This is a genomic window from Nocardia halotolerans (assembly GCF_042650145.1).
In the GTDB taxonomy this organism is placed as follows: domain Bacteria; phylum Actinomycetota; class Actinomycetes; order Mycobacteriales; family Mycobacteriaceae; genus Nocardia; species Nocardia halotolerans.
In genome coordinates, this window is record NZ_JBHSDL010000013.1 from 42,630 (window position 1) to 61,409 (window position 18,780).

Genomic DNA, 18,780 nt, shown 5'->3' on the forward strand with positions numbered 1-18,780 from the left:
TGCTCACACGAGATCCCTGGGAATCCGGCGGCGCCAGTTCTGCGAGTACACCCGCCTGCGCAGCGGCCGCGGAACCGAGCGGGGATCATCGAACTCGTAGGCGTCGAGCTGCGCGTCGATCACGAATTCCGAGGCGGTACAGCGCAATACGGTGTGGGTGCTCACCTCGGTGCGCCAGTCCTCGCGCTCGAGGCGGCGCAGGGTGCGGGTCTCGCCGCGCACCGAGGTGACGTCGTTGTCCTGGAAGCTGAACCATTCGGTGGTCGCGCGCCGGATCGAGGTGTCGGTGTCGTCGAGGACGATGGTGCCCTGGTCGTTCTCGATCTCGAGGGTCGAGATGCCGGTCTCCAGGTCGCGTTCGACCCGCCAGTGGTGGGCACTCGGCTCGATGTGAGTGGCGGGCGCCTCGGGCGCGGCCTGCGGCGGCCCGAACGGGCGCAGCCGGTCATCGTCGGCGCGCGGGGCCCGCTGCGGCAGCGTCAGGCTGCTGTGCCCGGTGGTGACGGTCAGCATCACCGGCTCCGGGGACGGCCAGGCCAGCGGCCAGTACGACGAGGACAGCGACAGCCGGATCCGGTGCCCCGGCGGGAAGGAGTGCGCTATCCCGTTGAGCGGCAATCGGACCCGGTAGGCACGGCCGGGCTCGAGCGGTTCCGGTTCGGCGCTGCCGTCACGGTGGGTGAGGTTGAGCAGACCGTAGGTGACCCGGGTGGCCTCCCCGTTGGGCGCGACATCGGAGAGGCGGGCCGCGATCATCGCCTGGGGCCGGTCCGCGGACACCTCGAGTTCGAGCACCGGCTGTCCCAATACCTCGCAGGTGCAGTCGAGGGCCTCGGTCTCGAAGACGAGTGAGCCGCCGTCCTCGTCGCGCTGGTCGGAGGGCAGATCGGGGGTCGCGGCATAGGAGGCCCACTTGCCCGCGAACATCCCGACACTGAGCGGTGACTGCAGATCGAGGGTGTGCGGCGGCGACGGCTGCTCGCTCAGCGAGTAGCGGCCGAGCGTGAGCGAGCGGGGCTCGATGTTCGGTGACGGCCAGCTCGGTTCGCCCACCCACCGGCCCGGCCGGTCCTCGTAGGAAGGGTGCGGGGAGACGCTGTCCTGCATCCACACCCGCAGCATCGGCTCGTCCATGATCCCGGTGTCGCGGCCCTTGAGCCAGTGATCCCACCAGCGCACGGTCTCCTGCAGGAAACCGATGGCCGGGCCGGGCACGCCCAGATGCGGATACTTGTGCCCCCACGGGCCGATCAGGCCGAGCCGCGGCACCTCGAGCCGCTCGAGCAGCCGGAAGATGGCGTTGGTGTAGCCGTCGGCCCAGCCACCGACGGCCAGCACCGGGCACTGCACGGCGCCGTAGTCCTCGTTGACCGAGGCCCGTTTCCAGTAGTCGTCGCGGTGCTGGTGTTCGAGCCACTGCTCGATCCACAGCCCGCTGCCGGCCAGGCGTTCGTGCCACATCTCGCGCCAGCGGTCCCCGACGATCGCCGGATCGGGCGGCAGGCTGTTGAACGCGAACATCACCGTCGCCTCGGACAGGTTGTCCGAGAGCAGGCAACCGCCCATGTAGTGCATGTTGTCGACGTAGAGATCCTCGGTGGCCGAGGCGCTCACGATCGCCTTGAGCGCCGGCGGCCGGTGCGCGGCGACCTGCAAGCTGTTGAAACCGCCCCAGGAGATGCCCATCATGCCCACATTGCCGTCACACCAGGGCTGCTCGGCGAGCCAGGCGATCACATCGCAGGCGTCGTCGTGTTCGGCGACGAGGTACTCATCGCAGAGCACGCCGTCGGAATCGCCGCTGCCGCGCAGATCCACGCGCACCGACACGTAACCGTGCCCGGCCAGGAACGGGTGGTTGAGGGCATCGCGTCCCCTGCTCATGTCGCGTTTGCGATATGGGATGTACTCGAGCACCGCGGGCAACGGTTCGTCGGTCACCGGGCGCCAGATGCGGGCCGCCAGCCGCGCACCGTCGCGCATCGGGATGAAGACGTTCTCGGTGACGCGCACCTCGTACGGGAACGACTCGACGATCTGCACTCAGTCGACCTCCTCGAATTCGAACGGCAGTGCCTCGAGACAGTCCTGATAGCACCGCTCCAGGGCGGCGTGGTCGGCAGCGCCGAGGTAGAGCGTGGCGAGCTTGTAGCGGTAGGGGTCCTGGTTGTGCAGCTCCGAGAGCCGCTGTCCCGGCTCCACTTCGATGCGGACCACCGTGCGGGGGAACGTGCGCTGTAGTGCCGTGATCTCCTCAGCGGTGGGCACCCGGGTGACGATGCCGTCGCGGAAGTGGGGCACCATGCATTGCGCCGCGACCGCGAACTCACCCTGGCGGTAGGGCATCTCGGGTTCGCGGCCCAGCGCGACATCGATGGCCACCGCGTGGTTGGAGGTGCCGTCGACCTTCACGAACAGGTCGCTGTGCGATTGCGAGATGCGGGTGTTGACCTCGATCAGCCACAGTTTGCCGGTGTCCTCGTCCCACATGAACTCGGAGTTGAAGCAACCGTTGTCGTAGCCGACGTGGCGCAGGTAGCGCTCGCTCACCTCGATCATGCGCTGCTGCACCGATTCGGGCACCGTGCGCGCCGGGTAGTCGAGGTGGGCGAAGCTGTGGCCGGTGGCGTCCTTGCGCATGTCGAACACACCGTGCACCCGGTACCGGCCGTCGGCCATCGAGCCCTCCGGCGCGGCCTGGGTGCCGGTGACGATCTGTTCGGCCAGACAGGTCCGCCCGCCGGCCATCTGTACCTCCGCCGGAACCTGCACCCGGGCCAGGACCTGGTCGAACGGGTCGGCGATCCGGCCGATCTCCGCCCGGATGGTCGCGGTCGCCGCGGCGAACTCCTCGGCGTCGTGCACCTCGAAACCCAACTGCGACGAGTGCGCCTTCACCGGCTTCACCCAGAACGGGAACGGCAGGTCGATGCCGTCGAGGGCGGCGGGATCGAACGGGTCGAACGCACGGAACTCGGGCACGCATTCGGGCACCGATTCGCGCTGCAGCACCCGGCTCCACAGCTTGTGCTCGGAGCGCAGCACACTTTCCAGGCTCGGCGAGGGCAGACCCCATTCCGCGGCCAGGATCGGCGCGATCACGCTGGTCGGGAAGTCCCAGTGCGCGATGATGGCGTCCACCGGGCCGTCGAAGGCCCGCAGTTGCGCGCGAGCCCGGTCGAGCAACTCCTCGAAGTCGAATTCCTCGGCGCTGATCAGCGCGTCGTAGTCCAGCAGTGAGTGCAACCGCAGACCACCCGCGATATCGACGGTTTCGATCTCGCCGCGCTGGAGCTCGGTCAGGCCGGGAACAAAAACATTCTTCGTCATCTCTGTGGTCTTGCCCCATCGGGCCGACCGAAACAGCGCTCGACCTTGCAATTGGGGGTCGTTTCCGTGCGCCGGTTCGGGGAACGCGCGACAGGTGAGAAATGAGCGATGTACCGCGTCGAGCGTGCTGAGATCAGCGGGGTCGACGGAGAAAGTGGGCTGACGGTGGCAGACGAACGTGTCGAGAATGTGACGATCGGGGTGCTGGCCGACCCGGACCTGCCCGCACGCGTGGCCCACCGAGTGCGCGCCGACCTGTCCGCGGACCTGGCTCGGGCGCTCGACGAACCGGTGCACTGGCGGGTGGAGGTCAACGACGACCCGTTCGAAGCGATGTACCCCGACAAGGGGCACCTGATCGACAAGGCCCGCGACTATATCCGCGACACCTCCTGGGACCTGGCACTGTGCGTGACCGACCTGCCGCTGCATCGCAACGGCGAGGTGGTGGTGGTCGAGATCGATCCGGCGCACCAGGTGGCGCTGATCTCACTGCCTGCGGTGGGGGCCGTCAGGCTGCGGCGCCGCCTGCGCGAGATCGCGGTGGCGGTCGTGGGCGGGTTGCGGTCGCGACGCCCTGAGTCCGGCTCGCCCGCGCTGCCGATGCGGGTGCGCGGACTGCGCAGTGTCGAGACCGACGGTGAACTGCGCCTGGTGCGGTCGCGGCCACTGGGGACGGCCTACCTGCTGGCAGGCATGGTCCGGGCGAATCGGCCGTGGCAGTTGGTCGTCGGGCTCTCGACCGCGCTGGCCGGGGCGATGGCGGGCACGGCGTTCGGGGTGCTCTACTCCAACATCTGGTCGCTGGCCACCTCGATGGGGCCGGTGCGGCTGGCGGGTGTCACGGTGGCGGCGCTCGTCGCGCTGTCGACCTGGCTCATCGCGGGGCACGGCCTGTGGGAACGTCGCGATCCCGGCGACGGCATCGGCCCGGACCGCCACCTGGCGCTGCGCAACGCGGGCACCCTCACCACCGTGGCCGTCGGCACGGTGGTGTTCTTCCTGGCCCTGTATCTGATCTCGCTCGGTGCGGTGGCACTGGTCATCTCCCCCGAGTATCTGGCGCTCACTCTGGGCCGCCCGGCCGCCCTGCTGGACTATCCGACGATCGCCCTGATGGCGACAATCTTGGGCATTCTGGCCGGCGCGGTGGGGTCGGGCCTCGAAGACGACAACACCGTTCGCAATGTCACCTACGGTTACCGCGAGCAGGAGCGTCGCCGGGTGGTCGAACAGCGCCGCCGAGCCCGCAAACCCTGACCGGGCGGTCGGTCTGTGTGTGACGAGTCGAGGCGAACAACGTGGTGCCCAGGGCGCCGCCGGACAAGGAGTGCGACCATGCCGATCTCGATCGAGCTCAGGCCGGTGACGGCCGTCGGTGCCGCGCTGGTCGTGTTGTTGTCGGCCTGCGCGGGCGAGCAGCACCGCGAGCCGGTCCCTGCGGCGCCGACCGTCACCGCGACCGCGCCGAGCGTGCCCGCCGGAACCCCGGACCTGGCCGCACCGGAAGAGGTGGCACAGGGTCTGGAGGTCCCGTGGGGCCTGTCGTTCCTGCCCGACGGCACGGCGCTGGTGGCCGAGCGGGAGACCGGGCGCATCCTGCGGGTCGCCCCCGGCCGGGCACCGGAACTGTTCGCGGAAGTGCCCGGTGTCCACGCGCGTGGCGAAGGTGGGTTGCTCGGGCTCGCCGTCGCCCCGGACCATGCCGAAACAGGTTATGTCTACGCCTATTTCACCGCTGCCGACGACAACCGCATCGTCCGGTTGCGTCCGGGTGCACAACCCGAGGTCGTCTTCGACGGAATTGCCAAGGCGGGCAACCACAACGGCGGCCGGATCGCCTTCGGACCCGACGGCATGCTCTACGTCGGCACGGGTGACGCGGGCGAGGAATCGTTGTCGCAGGACCCCGCCAGCCCCAACGGCAAGATCCTGCGCCTGGCTCCCGACGGCACCCCCGCACCGGGCAATCCGACCGCCGGTTCGCCGGTGTGGAGCCTGGGGCACCGCAATGTGCAGGGTCTGGCCTGGCATCGCGACGGCAGGCTCTACGCCGCCGAATTCGGCCAGAACCGTTACGACGAGGTCAATCTGATCGAACCGGGACACAACTACGGCTGGCCCGCTGTCGAAGGTGAAGGTGGCGCGGACGGCGGTTTCACCGACCCGCTGCTCACCTGGACCACCGCGCAGGCCTCACCGTCGGGCATCGCCATCGCCGCGGACACACTCTACGTGGCCGCACTGCGGGGGGAAAGGCTCTGGACCGCAACGGTTTCCGATGGGCGTCTGACCGAGCCCCGTGACCGTCTGCGCGGAACCCACGGCCGCCTGCGCACCGTCACCGTCGCCCCCGACGGCGCCCTGTGGCTCACGACCTCCAATACCGACGGCCGCGGCGACCCGCACGAGGGCGACGACCGGATCCTGCGATTCCCCGCCCGCCGATGACCGAGCAACGCTTCGACGACACCCGATCGCGGGCAGGCGCGGGCCACCGGGGTGCGGCCCACACCGTGCTCGGACGACGGCTGGCCGCCGCCGACCGGGAAGACCACGCGCGCCTGGCGGTGGCCGCGGAGTTCTATCCGCGCGGCCTGGCCCACTACGCCCGTGCCGAACTGACCTTCCTCGGCTGGGAGATCGACCGTGGCGTGCTGCATCCCGACACCGGCAGCCCGTGGTGGCGTGCGCTCAACGACCGGCTGCTCACCGACAAGATGGAGGCCGGCCTCGGCGCGAGCGCGTCGCGCACGCTGTCGCCGTCGTCGCGGCACTGGCAGCGATTCCTGGCCGCACCGTCGGCGTCGAACTGGTATCTGGCCCACAATCACAGCATCGTCGCCGGATACCTCGAGCACGAACACCTCGCCCGTAGCGAACCGGCGGCCGAACGGTTGATGATGAACGTGACCCTCGCGCGCGTACTGTTCGCCCACCTGCTCGTCCAGCGGCCGATGCTGGCGGCCGGTGTGTGGGGCCTGCGCTGCGCCACGCCGCCGACCCGCGCCGGGGGTCGGTCGGGGTCTTCCTCGACCTGCACAACGTGTTCCCACGCCGCTACCCGCTGACCGGGGTGTCGATCGATACGGTGCTCGCGGGGGAGGGGCGCACCGCACGGCTGCTCGACTACGGCCTGATCCTGTCGAAACTGCCTGTGCTCTATCACGCTTCGGCGCGGTTGCTCGCCGAACCGAGGCTGCGCGAGCTGGTCCGCGACGGTACGCCGTGCTATGCGGGGCTGTGCGCGCAACTCTGCGCTGTGCGCGCCCCGGCAGCCGGTCGCCTGGTCGCCGCGCTGACCAACCCGATCGGGCGCTGATCACATCGGATACACCGAATGCTTGCGCGGATTGAACTCCGGGGCCATCGGCGGTTTGTCACGCAGTAGTCGCAGGGCGTGGCGGATCTCGAGCCGGGTCCGCGACGGTTCGATGACCGCGTCGATGTAGCCGCGCTCGGCCGCGATCCACGGGGTGGCGACGGTCTCGTTGTACTGGTTGACCATGAACTCGCGGGCCGCGGCGCGGTGCTCCTGCGGTACCGCGGCCAGTTGCCGTTTACCGATCAGGTCGACCGCGCTCTCGGCGCCGATCACCGCGATCCGCGCCGTGGGCCAGGCGAAGCTGACATCGGCACCGACCTGCCGGGCCGCCATCATCCCGTACGCCCCGCCGTAGGACTTGCGCACCACCAGGTTGATGATCGGCACCGTGGCCTCGATGATCGCGCGCGGCACCCGGCCACCGCGGATGATCACGCCGTTGGCTTCCTGCTCGAGACCGGGCAGCACGCCGGGGGTGTCGACCACGAACACGAGCGGAATGTTGAACGCGTCGCAGAGCCGGATGAAGTATGTCGACTTGTCCGAGCAGGCGGCATCGATGGAACCACCGAGGACCAGCGGCTGGTTGGCGATCACGCCCACCGGATATCCGTCGACGCGGGCGAAGCCGGTGATCAGGTTCGGGGCGAAGGCGGCCCGGATCTCGTGGAACTCGCCGTCGTCGAAGATGCGCAGCAGGATCTCGTGCATGTCGTAGCCGGTGCGATCGGAGTCCGGGATGATCGTTTCCAGCTCCCGGTCCGACGCCGTCACCTCCGGTTCCAAACCTGGATTCACGACCGGCGGTTGCTCCAGGCAGCTCGACGGCAGATAGCTCAGGTAGTCGCGGGCCCACTGGTAGGCCTGCTGTTCGGTGTCGGCCACATGGTGCAGCGTGCCGCGCGCGGCCTGTACCGCGGCGCCACCGAGTTCCTCGGCGGTGATGTCCTCACCGTTGACGGCTTTGATCACCTCCGGCCCGGTGACGAACATGTAGGAATCCTTGGTGCCGATGAGCACATCGGTGTTGATCGGCCCGTACACCGAACCGGCCGCGCACTTGCCGAGAATGATCGACACCTGCGGCACGTACCCCGACAGTCGCTCGAGCACCCGCGAGATGTCACCGAAGGAGGCGATCGAACCGACCGCGTCCTGGATGCGTGCCCCGCCGGAGTCGTTGATCGTCACCACCGGGCAACCGGTGTCGAAGGCGAGTTTGAGCGCGCGCATGAACTTGCGGGCCGAGGTGACGCCCACCGACCCGCCGTAAACGGTCTGATCGTGGGCGATCACCACCACGGGGCGGCCGCCGATCGTTCCTCGGCCCGTGACAAGTCCGTCGCCGTAGAGTGCGTCGGGCTGATCCGGCTGGCGGGCCAGGGCGCCGGTCTCGAGGAAGGTGCCGGGGTCGAGCAGCATGCGCAGCCGCTCGCGGACACTCGGGATGCCCTTCTTCGCCCGCTTGGCCACCCCGGCCGCACCGGCCGGCTCTGTCGCGACCGCCAGGATCTCGACCAGTTCGTCCAGCTTCGCCCGGGTACTCGCCACGCTCGCTGCCACCTTCCCACTACCGGTAATGCCTGACGGCGAGGTTAAGCCGGGCAGACACCGCCCGCGGGTGGGATCGGCGGACTGAGGACAGGTCACAGGGGAATGGGCGATCGGATCCCATTTTGTACAAATCATTGCGCCGACGGCCGTGGTGTTCGGTGCGCCCACCGGTGGGTAGCCTCGGGGACGGAGATGGGCGATAACGAGAGGAGTTCGATCTCGTGGAGGAAATATTACGGCCGATCATCGTGGTACTGGGGACCGTCGCGGTCACGGTATCGGTGGGTCTGCTGATCGACCGGCTGCTGCGCTATGGCGCGCGGCGCAAGCCCGGATTCGACCTGCCGTCGCTGCGGCGACTGCAACTGCCGCTGCAGGTGATGATCGGCATGGTCACCCTGCACGCGGTGTATCCGCTGGCCGAACTGGATCTGCACCAGGACGCGGTGATCCGCAACTTCCTGGCGACGGTGGCGATCATCGCCGCGGTGTGGCTGGTGATTCGGGCCACCGATGTGGTGGCCGAGAGCCTGCTGCGCCGCTACGCCCAGCGCACCCGGCAGATTTCGCGGGTCCGGCAACTGCGTACCCAGCTGGGTCTGGTGCGCCGCATCGTCACCTCGGTGCTGGTGGTGACCACCGCCGCGGTGGCCATTCTGCTGCTGTTCCCGAGCCTGCGGACCCTGGGCACCTCGATGCTGGCTTCGGCCGGTGTGATCGGCATCATCGCCGGTGTCGCCGCCCAGTCCACCCTGAGCAATCTCATGGCGGGACTGCAGATCGCCTTCGGTGACTCGGTCAAGATCGGTGACACCGTGGTGGTGGAAGGCGAGTGGGGGACCGTCGAGGAGATCACACTGGCCTTCTTGACGGTGCGGATCTGGGACGACCGCCGGCTCACCATGCCGGTGTCGTACTTCAACAGCCAGCCGTACGAGAACTGGTCGCGCGGCGGTTCAGAGGTCACCGGCTCGGTGTTTCTGCACCTCGATCACAGCACCCCGATCCCGGCGCTGCGCGAACACCTGCACGCCTACCTGCTCGGCTGCCCGGAATGGGACGGCCGAAACTGGAATCTGCTGGTCACCGACAGCACGCCGACCAATATCGTGGTGCGCGCGACGATGTCGGCCGCCGATGCCGACGACGCGTGGAGCCTGCGCTGCGCGGTTCGCGAGGAACTGCTCACCTGGATCCGCCGCAATCACTCGTACGCGCTGCCCAAGATCCCGACGGCGATCACCTACCCGGGCGCCGAGACCCGGGCAGGCGACTATCTGGAGGATCAGGGCTTGCGGGCCACCGCGCCGTAGGCCGAGATCGGGCGGACCTCGCCCACCTCGACACCTTCGGGACGCCACTGGGTGATCGAGACGAAGCCCGGATCCACCATCTCCATGCCGTCGAACACGGCGCGGATCTGGGCTTGGGGCCGCGGTACATACGGCGTGCCGCCGGTACCGGTGTAGTTCTCACACAGGGTGACGTAGGCCTGGCTGTCGTCGGTGCCGTCCCACATGATCAGGTAGCTGCCCGAGGGCACCGCGGCGAGGACGGTGCGCACGATGCGCAGCAGGTCGTCGTAGGTCTTGGCGTGACCGAGCACGCCCATGAACATCACCGCGATCGGCTCGTTGAAGTTCAGCACGTTGCGGGCGTCGGCGACGATCTGCTCGGGATCGTGGAAATCGGAATCGATGTAGGTGGTGACGCCCTCGTCGGTGGTGCTGGTGAGCAGCGCCCTGGCGTGGGTGAGTACCAGTGGGTCGTTGTCGACGTAGACCACGCGGGCATCCGGGGTCACGCCCTGGGCGACCTCGTGGGTGTTCTGCATCGTCGGCAGTCCGGTGCCGATGTCGAGGAACTGGCGGATGCCGTGCTCGCGCGCCACGTGCCGGACCGCCCTGATCAGAAACTGGCGTGACTGCACCGCCATGGTGGAGATGTCGGGATCGACGGCCAGGCCCGCGTCGCCGGCGACCTTGTCGATCTCGTAATGGTCCTTGCCGCCCATCCAGTAGTTCCAGATCCGCGCCGAATGCGGGATATCGGTCCGGATCACCGGGGTGTGCACGTCGGACATGTGCCTCGCTCCTCTGCGAAATTTGCGGTACAGCATCTGATCTGTTTGCGACAGTACAAGATTCGCGCAGTACAGGGGTCGATTCGCGGTGCCCGATCGGGCACCGGACCGGGCGTGGCGCGGTGGTGGAAGTTTGGTGGAGCTCACATCGGTGGCCGACTTGTTTCGTTCTGTCGCCGAAATACTCAGAATCTTCGTTCGGCCACGGGCCCGGTGGGTGACGATGACTCCTGGTGCAGTGCCTGCGGAACGGGCACCGTCGCGGCACGGAGGCCGCGGCGAACAGGCACTACCCGGCAGTGTGGCCGGGCAGAGGGAAGCGCGCACAAGTGCCCAGTGATGTCGTCGATGTGACCGTGGATTTCTCCGTCCCGCGCCGGGCGCTGTGGGATGTGTTGCTGGAACCGCAGAGCTACCCGCGACTGTGGACCGGCATCGGTGGCTGTGAACCGCTACGCGACCCCGACGGCGCCACCGTGTGGCAGGTGCGTATCGGGGACCCGGCCGTCGGTGTGCGCAGTTGCGCGCTCGTGGTGACCGTCGGGCGGTGGTACGAGAGTTTCGAACTGCGCAACCCCGAATCCGCCGGCTTCGCCCTGATCCGGCTCACCGGCGACGAGGAACGCACCAGGGCGAGCGTGACGGTCTGCGCCGCGCCCCGCCTGCACCCCGCGCTCGCGGGCGCCACCGACTCGGCGATCAGTGGCTGGGTCGGGGACGGGCTGCGCCGCGCGGCCGACGTGGTGCGCGGCGCGCGCACGTCGTTGGTGGCCAACGGACACCGGGCGCCGGTGCGGCGCAAGTCCGAACTCGTGAAATGGGCGGTCCAGTCGGGGCTGGTGGCCCCACCACTGACCTCGGCCCGGCAACTCCGCTCGCTGTACCGGTGGGGCTTCAACCTGGCGGGTGGCTACGCCGCCGGTGCCGCGCACAGCCCCGATCAGCTCGCGCTGATCGACGACGGCAGCACCGCGACCTTCGCCGAAACCGACAAACGCACCACCGCGCTGGCCGCCGCCATGTACGAGGTGGGCTTGCGCTCGGGCGACGCCATCGGTCTGCTGGCCGCCAACCACTGCGGCATGGTCGAAACCATGGTCGCCGCGGGCAAACTCGGGGTGGATGTCGCGCTGCTCAACGCCGGACTGTCCGGGCGGCGGATCGAGGAGATCGTGCAGCGGCACCGGCTCTCGGCGCTGTTCGTCGACACCGCGCTGGCGCACCTGGTGCAGTACCTGCACCGCGATCTGCCGCGCTTCGTCACCGACGACCTGCCCGCCGACCCGTCGCGGATCACGATCGACGACCTCATCGCGATGGGCCGCACGGACTTCCCGGTGCCCACGGTGGCCGGCCGTCAGATCGTGCTCACCTCGGGCACCAACGGCGTTCCCAAGGGCGCGCGGCGACCACATGCCAAGGGTTTCGACACCCTCGTCGCGCTGCTGTCGCGCATCCCCATCCACGTGGGGTCCACGATGATGATTCCGGCGCCGCTGTTCCACACCTGGGGTCTGTCGGCGCTGCAACTGAGCACCGCGGTCCGGGCCACCGTGGTCCTCACCCAGGGCTTCGACGCCCAGGAGTGCTTGGCGCGCATCGCCGAGCACCGGGTGCACACACTGATCGCGGTACCGACCATGGTGCAGCGCCTGGTCGACCTGCCCGCCGAGGTGCGCGGCCGTTACGACCTGAGCAGTCTGCGGCACGTGGTCAGCTGCGGTGCGCCGCTGGCCGCCGCCACGGTGGACCGGTTCCTCGGTGACTACGGCGATGTCCTCTACAACCTCTACGGCTCCACCGAGGTGTCCTGGGCCAGCGTGGCCGGGCCCGAGGATCTGCGCGCCGCGCCGACCACGGCCGGTCGCCCACCGCTCGGCACCCGGATCGCGGTCCTGAACGCCGAGCGCCGCCCGGTTCCGGTCGGGGTGATCGGGCGGATCTTCGTCGGCAACCACATGCTCTTCGACGGCTACGTCAGCGACGCGCCGCCCGAGGAGTCCGACGGCATGCTCGACACCGGTGATCTGGGCTATCTCGATGCCGGTGGCAGGCTGTTCGTGGCCGGACGCGACGACGAGATGATCATCTCCGGCGGCGAGAACGTGTTCCCGCGCCCGGTGGAGGAGGCACTGTCGTATCTGCCGCAGGTCAGCGATGTGGCGGTGGTCGGGGTGCCCGATCGGGAATTCGGCCAGCGGCTGGCCGCTTTCCTGGTGAAACACGAGGGCTCGGGGCTGGATCCGGAGATGGTGCGTTCCTATGTCCGCAATCGCCTCAGCCGGTTCTCCGTCCCCCGTGACGTCACCTTCCTCACCGCGCTGCCACGTGGTGAGACCGGCAAGGTGCTCAAACGTCTGCTGATCGACCCCGACGGGCTCACCGGGTGAGCGGCGACGATACTCGAGGAGTGAACCCGACTGAAGAACCGGTCCCCGAGGCGATCACCGCGATCAGCACGGTGATCGGTACGGAGGCCTGTACCGGCGTCGGCTCGTTCCGGTTCCGGTTCGCCGACAACCGGTGGGAATGGTCCGACGACCTCGCCGCGATGTACGGCTACGAGCCCGGTGAGGTGGAGCCGACCACCGAGTTGCTGCTGTCCCACAAACATCCCGACGACCAGGAAGACCTGGCCGCGGCGATCAACACCGCCCTCGAGGCCGGTGACCCGGTGTGTGGTCGGCACCGGATCGTGGACACCGCCGGGCAGACCCACGAGGTGATCATCGTCGGCGATCACCTGCTCGACGACGACGGCGCCGTGATCGGCACGACCGGCTACTACATCGACGTCACCGAGCGGCTCGAGGCCGAGCGTCGCGAGACCCTCGACGAGACCGTGCCCGAACTCATCGAGGCCAGGGCGACGATCGAACAGGCCAAGGGCGCGCTGATCCTCATGTACGGGATCAGCGCCGAACAAGCTTTCCGGGTGCTGCAGTGGCGCTCCCAGGACAGCAACGTCAAACTGCGCGAGCTCGCCGCGCAGCTCGTCGAAGACGTCCGCGCACTCAACCCCCAGCTCCCCGGCGCGCGTACTCGTTTCGATCATCTGCTGCTGACCGGGCACCAGCGCGTGCGCACCAGCTGACCACCTTCGGCGTACACACTTCTGCCCCGCACGAGATCTCGGGCGGGGCAGAAGTGTGTCGGGGATCAGTAGGCCAGTGGATAGTCGTCATCGGGGATCGGGACGGTCAGGCACTGCTCGAACCGATCGGCGGGATCGGCGCCGAACCCCGTGCGTACCGGGTCGGACTGCGCCACCAGCGCATCGAGGTCGGCGCCGGCCTCGTGGTCGGTGTCGTCGACGAAAGCGAGTTGTTCGGCGAAGTCGGCGACGTCGCGCGTCGGAATCGTGGACATGATCGACCTCCTCGGTGACGAGTGGGCGGGCCGGTCAGCGGCCCGCCCCGGGGACGGAATAGCGACGCGATCAGGCGTTGATGGCCTGTGGTCGGTGCCCGTTGCCGTGTTCGATCTCGATCTTGCGTGGCTTGGCCTTCTCGGCCACCGGGATCGCCAGGCGCAGCACGCCGTCGGTGTAGTCGGCGCGGATGTGGTCGGTGTCGAGGCTCTCGCCGAGGAACAACTGGCGGCTGAACACCCCGCGTGGCCGTTCGGCGGCGAGCATTTCCCGCCCGGAGTCCAGCTCGGGGCGCGAAGCCCGCACGGTCACCACATTGCGTTCGATATCGAGATCGAGCGAGTTCGGGTCGATGCCCGGTAGATCCAGCTCGACCAGGAACTGATCACCGTCGCGCCAGGCGTCCATCGGCATCACCGTCGGACGGGCCGCAGTGCCGAGCACCTGCTGCGTGAAACGGTCCAGATCGCGGAAAGGATCGGTACGCATCAGCATGGTCGCCACCTCCAACACACTCCATTTCTTCGTAGCGATGTCAGGTTATCTATGCCAGCAGGCACAAATTATTTTTAGCACTCTCCACAGGAGAGTGCAAGCGGTGGCGGCCGCCCCACCAGCGGATCAGTGTCCGCGCTGATCGGTCAGCTCCAGTCCTTCCTTGGCCTTGACCCGCCGGTGCTCGAGCAGCAGCCAGATCACCCCAGCCCCGGCCAGCACCACGGCCGCGATACCGCTGATCGTCGCCCAGCCGGCGAAGCCGTACCCGGTGGCCGTCAGACACAGTCCCAGCGCGATGACGCCCAGCGCGCACAGGATGATCCCGGGGAAGTTGTAGCCGTCCTCGATACCCTCGCCGGCGTGAGTGCGCGTGGTCCGAGCCGGGTCGGGCGGGAAGGACTGCCCCTCGCCGAACGCGTCGCGCCGCACGGCACCGTGCTCTCCATCCGAATATGTCATTCGATCTCTCCTCCCGGATCCGGTGTAACCCGGCCTTACCCGCCGTGCCGGGGCTCAATCCGGCTAGCGCACCGGGCAGCGGCCGCCGGGCTGGTGCGGCGTTGTCACGACCGCCGCCGTCGCGCGATCAGCCAGACCAGCGCCCCGGCCGCCACCGCCGCCACGGCCGCGACCGGCACCGGCTGCCTGCGGGCAACCTCGGCGACCTGCCTACCGCCTTCGGCCACCGGCTGAGGCACCGAGGACTCGACCTTCTCGGCCGCGTGCCTGGTCTTCTCCTTGGCTGCCAGCTGCGCCTGTTCGGCCTTCTCCCGGGCCTGGTCCGCGGTGGCCAGCGCCTGGAACTTCGCGTCGGTGACCTTGTCCTTCGTGCGCGCGGGCACGTCCAGCTTGTCGGTGAGTTCGGCGACCGTCTCACCGAGTTCGCGCCGGGCCTGGTCACGGTCGCGGCGCAGCGCCTCCGGATCGTTGGACTCGTTCATCGCTGTCTCCCGTCCTTGATCGTGTCGATGTCTTCCTTGACGCCCTGGGCCGCCTCACGCGGCACCGGCGGCGCGGACTCGGTGACGTTCTTCTTGCCGAGCAACCCCAGCCCGCCACCGACCACCACCAGCGCCGCGCCCACGATCAGCGCGGCCGCCCAGTGCGGCAGCACCAGCGCGAGCGCCAAAACCGCGGCGGCGGTCAGGGCGATGCCGCCGTAGAAGGCGAGCAGCCCACCGGCACCGGCGATTCCGGCGCCGCGAGCGATTCCCTTCGTGCGGCCCTGCATCTCGGCCCGGGCCAAACCGATCTCGTCGCGCACCAGCCGGCTGATCTGCTGGGTCGCGTCATCGACCAGTTCGGTCACCGACCGGGTGTGCTCGGGTCCGGCACTGCGCATGTGCGCCATGGCATTACCTCCTTATTCGGGTGTGTCTCGGTGCGGCAGGACGGGCTCGTGCTCGGGCGGCTGCCCCTGTTCGATCCGGCGCCCGCGGGCCAGCTCGGCATCGAACTCCGCGCCGAGCAGGACCGCGATATTGCTGAACCACAACCACACCAGGAAGATGACGGCGCCGGCCAGCGAGCCGTACACCTTGTTGAAGGAACCGAAATTGGCGGCGTACACCGCGAAGCCGGCCGAGGCGGCGATCCACAGCAGTACCGCCAGCGCACTGCCCGGCGTGAGCCAGCGGAAACCCGGCTGCTGGGCGTTGGGCGCGGCCCAGTACAGCAGGGCGAACGCGAGGCTGATCAGTACGGCCAGCACCGGCCACTTGGCGATGTCCCAGATCAGCACACCGGTCGAGCCGACCCCGAGCCATTGACCCGCGCCGTGGGCGAACCGGCCGGTGAACAGCACCCCGATCACGCACACGGCGATCAGCACCACCATGGTGGCGGTCAGCGCGACGCGCAGCGGCAGGGTCTTCCACAGCGGGCGGCCCTCATCGGTGTCGTAGATGGCGTTGGCCGCCCTGATGAAGGCCCCGAGATAACTGGACGCGGTCCACAGCGCGGTCACCAGACCCAGGATCGCCAGCGGACCGGCCAACGAGCGCGAACCCTGTAACTCGCGAATGGCGTTGACGAGCAGGTCGGGCCCGGCTCCCGCGCCCAGCTGCTCGATGGTGCGGATCAGCGAATCGGTCGCCGCCGTACCCTGCAACCCCAGCAGCGCGGTGAGCACGATGATGCCGGGAAACAGCGACAGCACGCTGTAATAGGTGAGCGCGGCGGCCCAGTCGGTGAGGTGGTCGGCGCGGAACTCGGTGACGGTGCGGCGCAACACACCCCACCACGACCGCGCCCGCAGCACCGAGGGCCCGTGTGACCAATCCGGGGTGAGGGGCCGACGCTGCACGACACTGTCCGACATCCGGTACTCCTCCCGATCGTGGGCCGCTTACCCGGCATCGCAGGTGCCAAACGATGCCGGTGCGGTAGGTTCGACCCCCTGATGACGCCCATGTGACGGCCCAGACCCAAGCCAGGATCGAGGTCCCATGACAGCGAAGCCGAATGCCCGGGCTCGGCAGGCGCCGCGACCCGGCGTCACGTCGGCACCTTCACCCGAGACGCTCGGCTGACATGGGCGCGGACAACCTCGAGGAGTCCTTCGACGCGGTGATCGCCACGGCCGACGGTCCGGTCTGGGTCGTCACCACCGTCGCCGGCGGGCAGCGCGCCGGGTGCCTGATCGGCTTCGCCACCCAGGTGAGCATCGGCCCCCGCCGTTTCCTGGTCGGCCTGTCGAAGAACAACAACACTCGCGAGATCGCCGATGCCGCAGAGTATCTCGCGGTGCACCTGCTCACCGAGCAGCACTTCGCGGTAGCGCGACTGTTCGCCACCACCACCGGTGACCGGACCGACAAGTTCGCCCACTGCGACTGGGACACCGGCCCGCACGGGTTGCCGATTCTGCGCGCTGCCACCGGATGGTTCGCCGCCCGCATCATCGAACGTCTCGATCTCGGCGACCACCTCGGGATACTGCTCGACCCGGTGGCCGCGGGCGAGCCGCCGCGCGCCGATTCCGGCGCTGTGCTGCGTCTGCACGCGGTGGCCGATCTGCCGCCGGGGCACGAGGCCTGACTCAGCGGTCGAGGTAGCAGCGGATCGTCGTGCCGTCCCGGCTGGTGTGGGTGCGCACGAGATCGGCCAGATAGTGCACCAGCAGCAGGCCCCGGCCGCCCAGCTGACCCGGATCCGGGGGTCGGCGCCCCGCCAGGGGGTCGGTCAGCCGCCCGTTGTCGCGGACTTCGAACACGACCTGCCCCGGCTCGGTCCAGGTCGCGAAGGTGCCCCGGCCGCCACCGTGCACCACGCTGTTGGTCGTCAACTCGGCGACGGCCAATTCGACGTCCGCGAGTCGCGCCCCCTCGATGCCCCACGCGGTGGCCCGGTCGCGGGCGAACTGCCGCACCGCACGCAATTCGCTCGAGCCGAAAGCGAATCGCGCGGCGCTCGGCGCGGGCGGCAGCGGCTCGTTGTAGCGGGCCACGACGGCCTGCCAGTCGTAGTCGTCGCTGGTCTGCTCGCGTCCGCCGCTGATGACGGTGGGGTGGGTGAGCCGGGCGTCGGCCAGGGCGGTCGCGCCCAGGCGGGATTGGTCATAGGGACACAGGATGGTCACCGCCCGGCCCGCGAAAGCGGCGTTGATCAGCGCCTCGTGCTGCGCACACGCCGGGTACTCCACACTGGTGCGCTCGGCCCAGATCGGCTCGCCGATGATGCGCACCCGTCCGCGCGGATGGGCATCGGCGAAGCCGCGCAACACCTTCGGGATGATCCGCCCGGGATTGCGGCCGACCTCGGTCATGTCGAGGAACAGGATGTCACGGGCCGCGGCGCCCAGCCCGCCCTCGATGAGTGCGAGGTTGGGCCCCGGCACCGCCACGGCTATCGGCTCACCGGCCGCCAGCCCCTCGCGCAGGAACGCCACGGTCTGCGCGGTGTAGTCCTGGGGGCCGCGGTAGAACAGCGCTGGGTGGCCGAACGCCGAGTCCGCGGATATCGGGGTCATCTGGGCCCGTAGAACGACGTGGGGCTATCGCACATCGGGGAACTCCGTTCCGGTGGGCGCCACGGTGTCGTCCGGTTCGCTGTCGCCGACGGTCGCCGCGAGCGCGGTGGGCAGGTCACGGTGGATGCGGAGCCACTCGGTCATCTGCGCCGCGGCGAGCACGCGCGCGACGGTGGCCGGCGCGTAGGGGTCGGCCAGATGCACGGTGACCCGGCGTGCGCGCAGGCGGCGCGCGCACTCGGCGAGATCCAGGATCGCGCGGATCGACAGGAACACCAGTTCACCCAGGTCGAGCACAAGGTGCCCGGCGGGCTCGACGTCCGCGGCGGCGGTACCGAGCAGGTTCTGCCAGCGCGGCAGTGTGTAGGCATCGACCTCGCCGCTGGCGTGGAGGACCACGACCGATCCGGCGGATTCGATGACAGCTCCCAGCCGACGGCACGCCTCTGGCGTGTCGGCCGTCGCGGGGGAGCGGCGGGTTTCCTCGGGACGGCTGTTCACACGAACTCAATTCTTCGCCCACCGGCACGACAAGGGCGCCGCCCAGCCGTCCTGTGCGCTCAAGATCGGCTGATGCCTCATTCCAGCACGAGCCCGGCGACTGGCCCGCATCGTCACCGGCCCGACGCCGAGGTGTTCGCTTTCCGACC

At 69.0% G+C, this 18,780-nt stretch carries 20 protein-coding genes; 8 read left to right on the forward strand and 12 right to left on the reverse strand.

The window, feature by feature from the left end:
* Positions 1–3 precede the first annotated feature (3 nt).
* Positions 4–2,043, reverse strand: coding sequence for a CocE/NonD family hydrolase (locus ACFO5K_RS10345; protein WP_378559642.1), 2,040 nt, complete (start codon positions 2,041–2,043; stop codon positions 4–6).
* Entirely contained in the window at positions 2,044–3,330 is a 1,287-nt protein-coding gene (locus tag ACFO5K_RS10350; protein ID WP_378559644.1) for an ATP-grasp domain-containing protein, read from the reverse strand.
* Positions 3,331–3,495: 165 nt separating this feature from the next.
* Between ACFO5K_RS10350 and ACFO5K_RS10355 the strand changes: the two genes are divergently transcribed.
* The 4 genes from ACFO5K_RS10355 (at position 3,496) to ACFO5K_RS10370 (ending at position 6,652) form a co-directional block, all read left to right on the forward strand.
* Positions 3,496–4,590 (forward strand): hypothetical protein, encoded by a 1,095-nt coding sequence (locus ACFO5K_RS10355; protein ID WP_378559646.1) that lies wholly within the window; start codon positions 3,496–3,498, stop codon positions 4,588–4,590.
* A 78-nt stretch (positions 4,591–4,668) separates the two neighbouring features.
* On the forward strand, positions 4,669–5,781 hold the full coding sequence (locus ACFO5K_RS10360) for a PQQ-dependent sugar dehydrogenase (protein WP_378559648.1): 1,113 nt from the start codon (positions 4,669–4,671) through the stop codon (positions 5,779–5,781).
* Entirely contained in the window at positions 5,778–6,401 is a 624-nt protein-coding gene (locus ACFO5K_RS10365) for a hypothetical protein (protein WP_378559651.1), read from the forward strand. The genes ACFO5K_RS10360 and ACFO5K_RS10365 overlap by 4 nt, the downstream gene beginning before the upstream one ends.
* A 5-nt stretch (positions 6,402–6,406) precedes the next feature.
* Complete coding sequence (locus ACFO5K_RS10370) at positions 6,407–6,652, forward strand: hypothetical protein (RefSeq protein WP_378559654.1); 246 nt, start codon at positions 6,407–6,409, stop codon at positions 6,650–6,652.
* Here the strand turns inward: ACFO5K_RS10370 and ACFO5K_RS10375 are convergent, their stop codons facing one another.
* Positions 6,653–8,206 carry an acyl-CoA carboxylase subunit beta gene (locus ACFO5K_RS10375; RefSeq protein WP_378559657.1) on the reverse strand — a complete coding sequence of 518 codons (1,554 nt, stop codon included), beginning with the start codon at positions 8,204–8,206 and terminating at the stop codon, positions 6,653–6,655.
* A 224-nt stretch (positions 8,207–8,430) separates the two neighbouring features.
* Between ACFO5K_RS10375 and ACFO5K_RS10380 the strand changes: the two genes are divergently transcribed.
* Positions 8,431–9,522: a mechanosensitive ion channel family protein gene (locus ACFO5K_RS10380; RefSeq protein ID WP_378559660.1), complete on the forward strand. Its 1,092-nt coding sequence runs from the start codon at positions 8,431–8,433 to the stop codon at positions 9,520–9,522.
* Here ACFO5K_RS10380 and ACFO5K_RS10385 read toward each other — a convergent pair.
* Positions 9,495–10,292, reverse strand: a complete 798-nt coding sequence (locus tag ACFO5K_RS10385; RefSeq protein ID WP_378559663.1) for an SAM-dependent methyltransferase — start codon at positions 10,290–10,292, stop codon at positions 9,495–9,497. The two genes, ACFO5K_RS10380 and ACFO5K_RS10385, sit on opposite strands and share 28 nt — an antisense overlap.
* Before the next feature lie 329 nt (positions 10,293–10,621).
* On the opposite strand from ACFO5K_RS10385, the gene ACFO5K_RS10390 reads away from it, so the two are divergent.
* Positions 10,622–12,682, forward strand: coding sequence for an AMP-binding protein (locus ACFO5K_RS10390; protein WP_378559665.1), 2,061 nt, complete (start codon positions 10,622–10,624; stop codon positions 12,680–12,682).
* Between the two features lie 20 nt (positions 12,683–12,702).
* Positions 12,703–13,386 (forward strand): PAS and ANTAR domain-containing protein, encoded by a 684-nt coding sequence (locus tag ACFO5K_RS10395; protein WP_378559668.1) that lies wholly within the window; start codon positions 12,703–12,705, stop codon positions 13,384–13,386.
* A 65-nt stretch (positions 13,387–13,451) separates the two neighbouring features.
* On the opposite strand, the gene ACFO5K_RS10400 is transcribed toward ACFO5K_RS10395, so the two are convergent.
* The 6 genes from ACFO5K_RS10400 to ACFO5K_RS10425 all read right to left on the reverse strand — a co-directional run bounded on the left by ACFO5K_RS10400 (position 13,452) and on the right by ACFO5K_RS10425 (position 16,480).
* Entirely contained in the window at positions 13,452–13,661 is a 210-nt protein-coding gene (locus ACFO5K_RS10400) for a hypothetical protein (protein ID WP_378559671.1), read from the reverse strand.
* Between the two features lie 70 nt (positions 13,662–13,731).
* Complete coding sequence (locus ACFO5K_RS10405; RefSeq protein ID WP_378559674.1) at positions 13,732–14,157, reverse strand: Hsp20/alpha crystallin family protein; 426 nt, start codon at positions 14,155–14,157, stop codon at positions 13,732–13,734.
* 126 nt (positions 14,158–14,283) lie between these two features.
* Positions 14,284–14,619 (reverse strand): hypothetical protein, encoded by a 336-nt coding sequence (locus ACFO5K_RS10410; RefSeq protein ID WP_378559677.1) that lies wholly within the window; start codon positions 14,617–14,619, stop codon positions 14,284–14,286.
* A gap of 104 nt (positions 14,620–14,723) precedes the next feature.
* Complete coding sequence (locus ACFO5K_RS10415; protein ID WP_378559680.1) at positions 14,724–15,101, reverse strand: DUF3618 domain-containing protein; 378 nt, start codon at positions 15,099–15,101, stop codon at positions 14,724–14,726.
* The gene (locus ACFO5K_RS10420; protein ID WP_378559683.1) at positions 15,098–15,511 is read right to left on the reverse strand and encodes a phage holin family protein; all 414 of its coding nucleotides are present in this window, start codon (positions 15,509–15,511) and stop codon (positions 15,098–15,100) included. The genes ACFO5K_RS10415 and ACFO5K_RS10420 overlap by 4 nt, the downstream gene beginning before the upstream one ends.
* A 12-nt stretch (positions 15,512–15,523) precedes the next feature.
* Positions 15,524–16,480 carry a YihY/virulence factor BrkB family protein gene (locus ACFO5K_RS10425; RefSeq protein WP_378559686.1) on the reverse strand — a complete coding sequence of 319 codons (957 nt, stop codon included), beginning with the start codon at positions 16,478–16,480 and terminating at the stop codon, positions 15,524–15,526.
* 212 nt (positions 16,481–16,692) lie between these two features.
* Here ACFO5K_RS10425 and ACFO5K_RS10430 point away from each other — a divergent pair, with 212 nt between their 5' ends.
* The gene (locus ACFO5K_RS10430) at positions 16,693–17,199 is read left to right on the forward strand and encodes a flavin reductase family protein (RefSeq protein ID WP_378559689.1); all 507 of its coding nucleotides are present in this window, start codon (positions 16,693–16,695) and stop codon (positions 17,197–17,199) included.
* A gap of 1 nt (position 17,200) precedes the next feature.
* On the opposite strand, the gene ACFO5K_RS10435 is transcribed toward ACFO5K_RS10430, so the two are convergent.
* Both ACFO5K_RS10435 and ACFO5K_RS10440 read right to left on the reverse strand, forming a co-directional pair.
* Positions 17,201–18,130 (reverse strand): anti-sigma factor RsbA family regulatory protein, encoded by a 930-nt coding sequence (locus ACFO5K_RS10435; protein ID WP_378559692.1) that lies wholly within the window; start codon positions 18,128–18,130, stop codon positions 17,201–17,203.
* Between the two features lie 24 nt (positions 18,131–18,154).
* Positions 18,155–18,631, reverse strand: coding sequence for an STAS domain-containing protein (locus ACFO5K_RS10440; protein ID WP_378559695.1), 477 nt, complete (start codon positions 18,629–18,631; stop codon positions 18,155–18,157).
* Positions 18,632–18,780 lie beyond the last annotated feature (149 nt).

Bases quoted from the DNA above. Each gene is read 5' to 3' on its own strand.
- ACFO5K_RS10405 (WP_378559674.1), bottom strand. From the start codon at position 14,157: ATGCTGATGCGTACCGATCCTTTCCGCGATCTGGACCGTTTCACGCAG.
- ACFO5K_RS10350 (WP_378559644.1), bottom strand. From the start codon at position 3,330: ATGACGAAGAATGTTTTTGTTCCCGGCCTGACCGAGCTCCAGCGCGGC.
- ACFO5K_RS10360 (WP_378559648.1), top strand. From the start codon at position 4,669: ATGCCGATCTCGATCGAGCTCAGGCCGGTGACGGCCGTCGGTGCCGCG.
- ACFO5K_RS10420 (WP_378559683.1), bottom strand. From the start codon at position 15,511: ATGGCGCACATGCGCAGTGCCGGACCCGAGCACACCCGGTCGGTGACC.
- ACFO5K_RS10435 (WP_378559692.1), bottom strand. From the start codon at position 18,130: ATGACCCCGATATCCGCGGACTCGGCGTTCGGCCACCCAGCGCTGTTC.
- ACFO5K_RS10425 (WP_378559686.1), bottom strand. From the start codon at position 16,480: ATGTCGGACAGTGTCGTGCAGCGTCGGCCCCTCACCCCGGATTGGTCA.
- ACFO5K_RS10400 (WP_378559671.1), bottom strand. From the start codon at position 13,661: ATGTCCACGATTCCGACGCGCGACGTCGCCGACTTCGCCGAACAACTC.
- ACFO5K_RS10410 (WP_378559677.1), bottom strand. From the start codon at position 14,619: ATGACATATTCGGATGGAGAGCACGGTGCCGTGCGGCGCGACGCGTTC.
- ACFO5K_RS10415 (WP_378559680.1), bottom strand. From the start codon at position 15,101: ATGAACGAGTCCAACGATCCGGAGGCGCTGCGCCGCGACCGTGACCAG.
- ACFO5K_RS10385 (WP_378559663.1), bottom strand. From the start codon at position 10,292: ATGTCCGACGTGCACACCCCGGTGATCCGGACCGATATCCCGCATTCG.
- ACFO5K_RS10365 (WP_378559651.1), top strand. From the start codon at position 5,778: ATGACCGAGCAACGCTTCGACGACACCCGATCGCGGGCAGGCGCGGGC.
- ACFO5K_RS10430 (WP_378559689.1), top strand. From the start codon at position 16,693: ATGGGCGCGGACAACCTCGAGGAGTCCTTCGACGCGGTGATCGCCACG.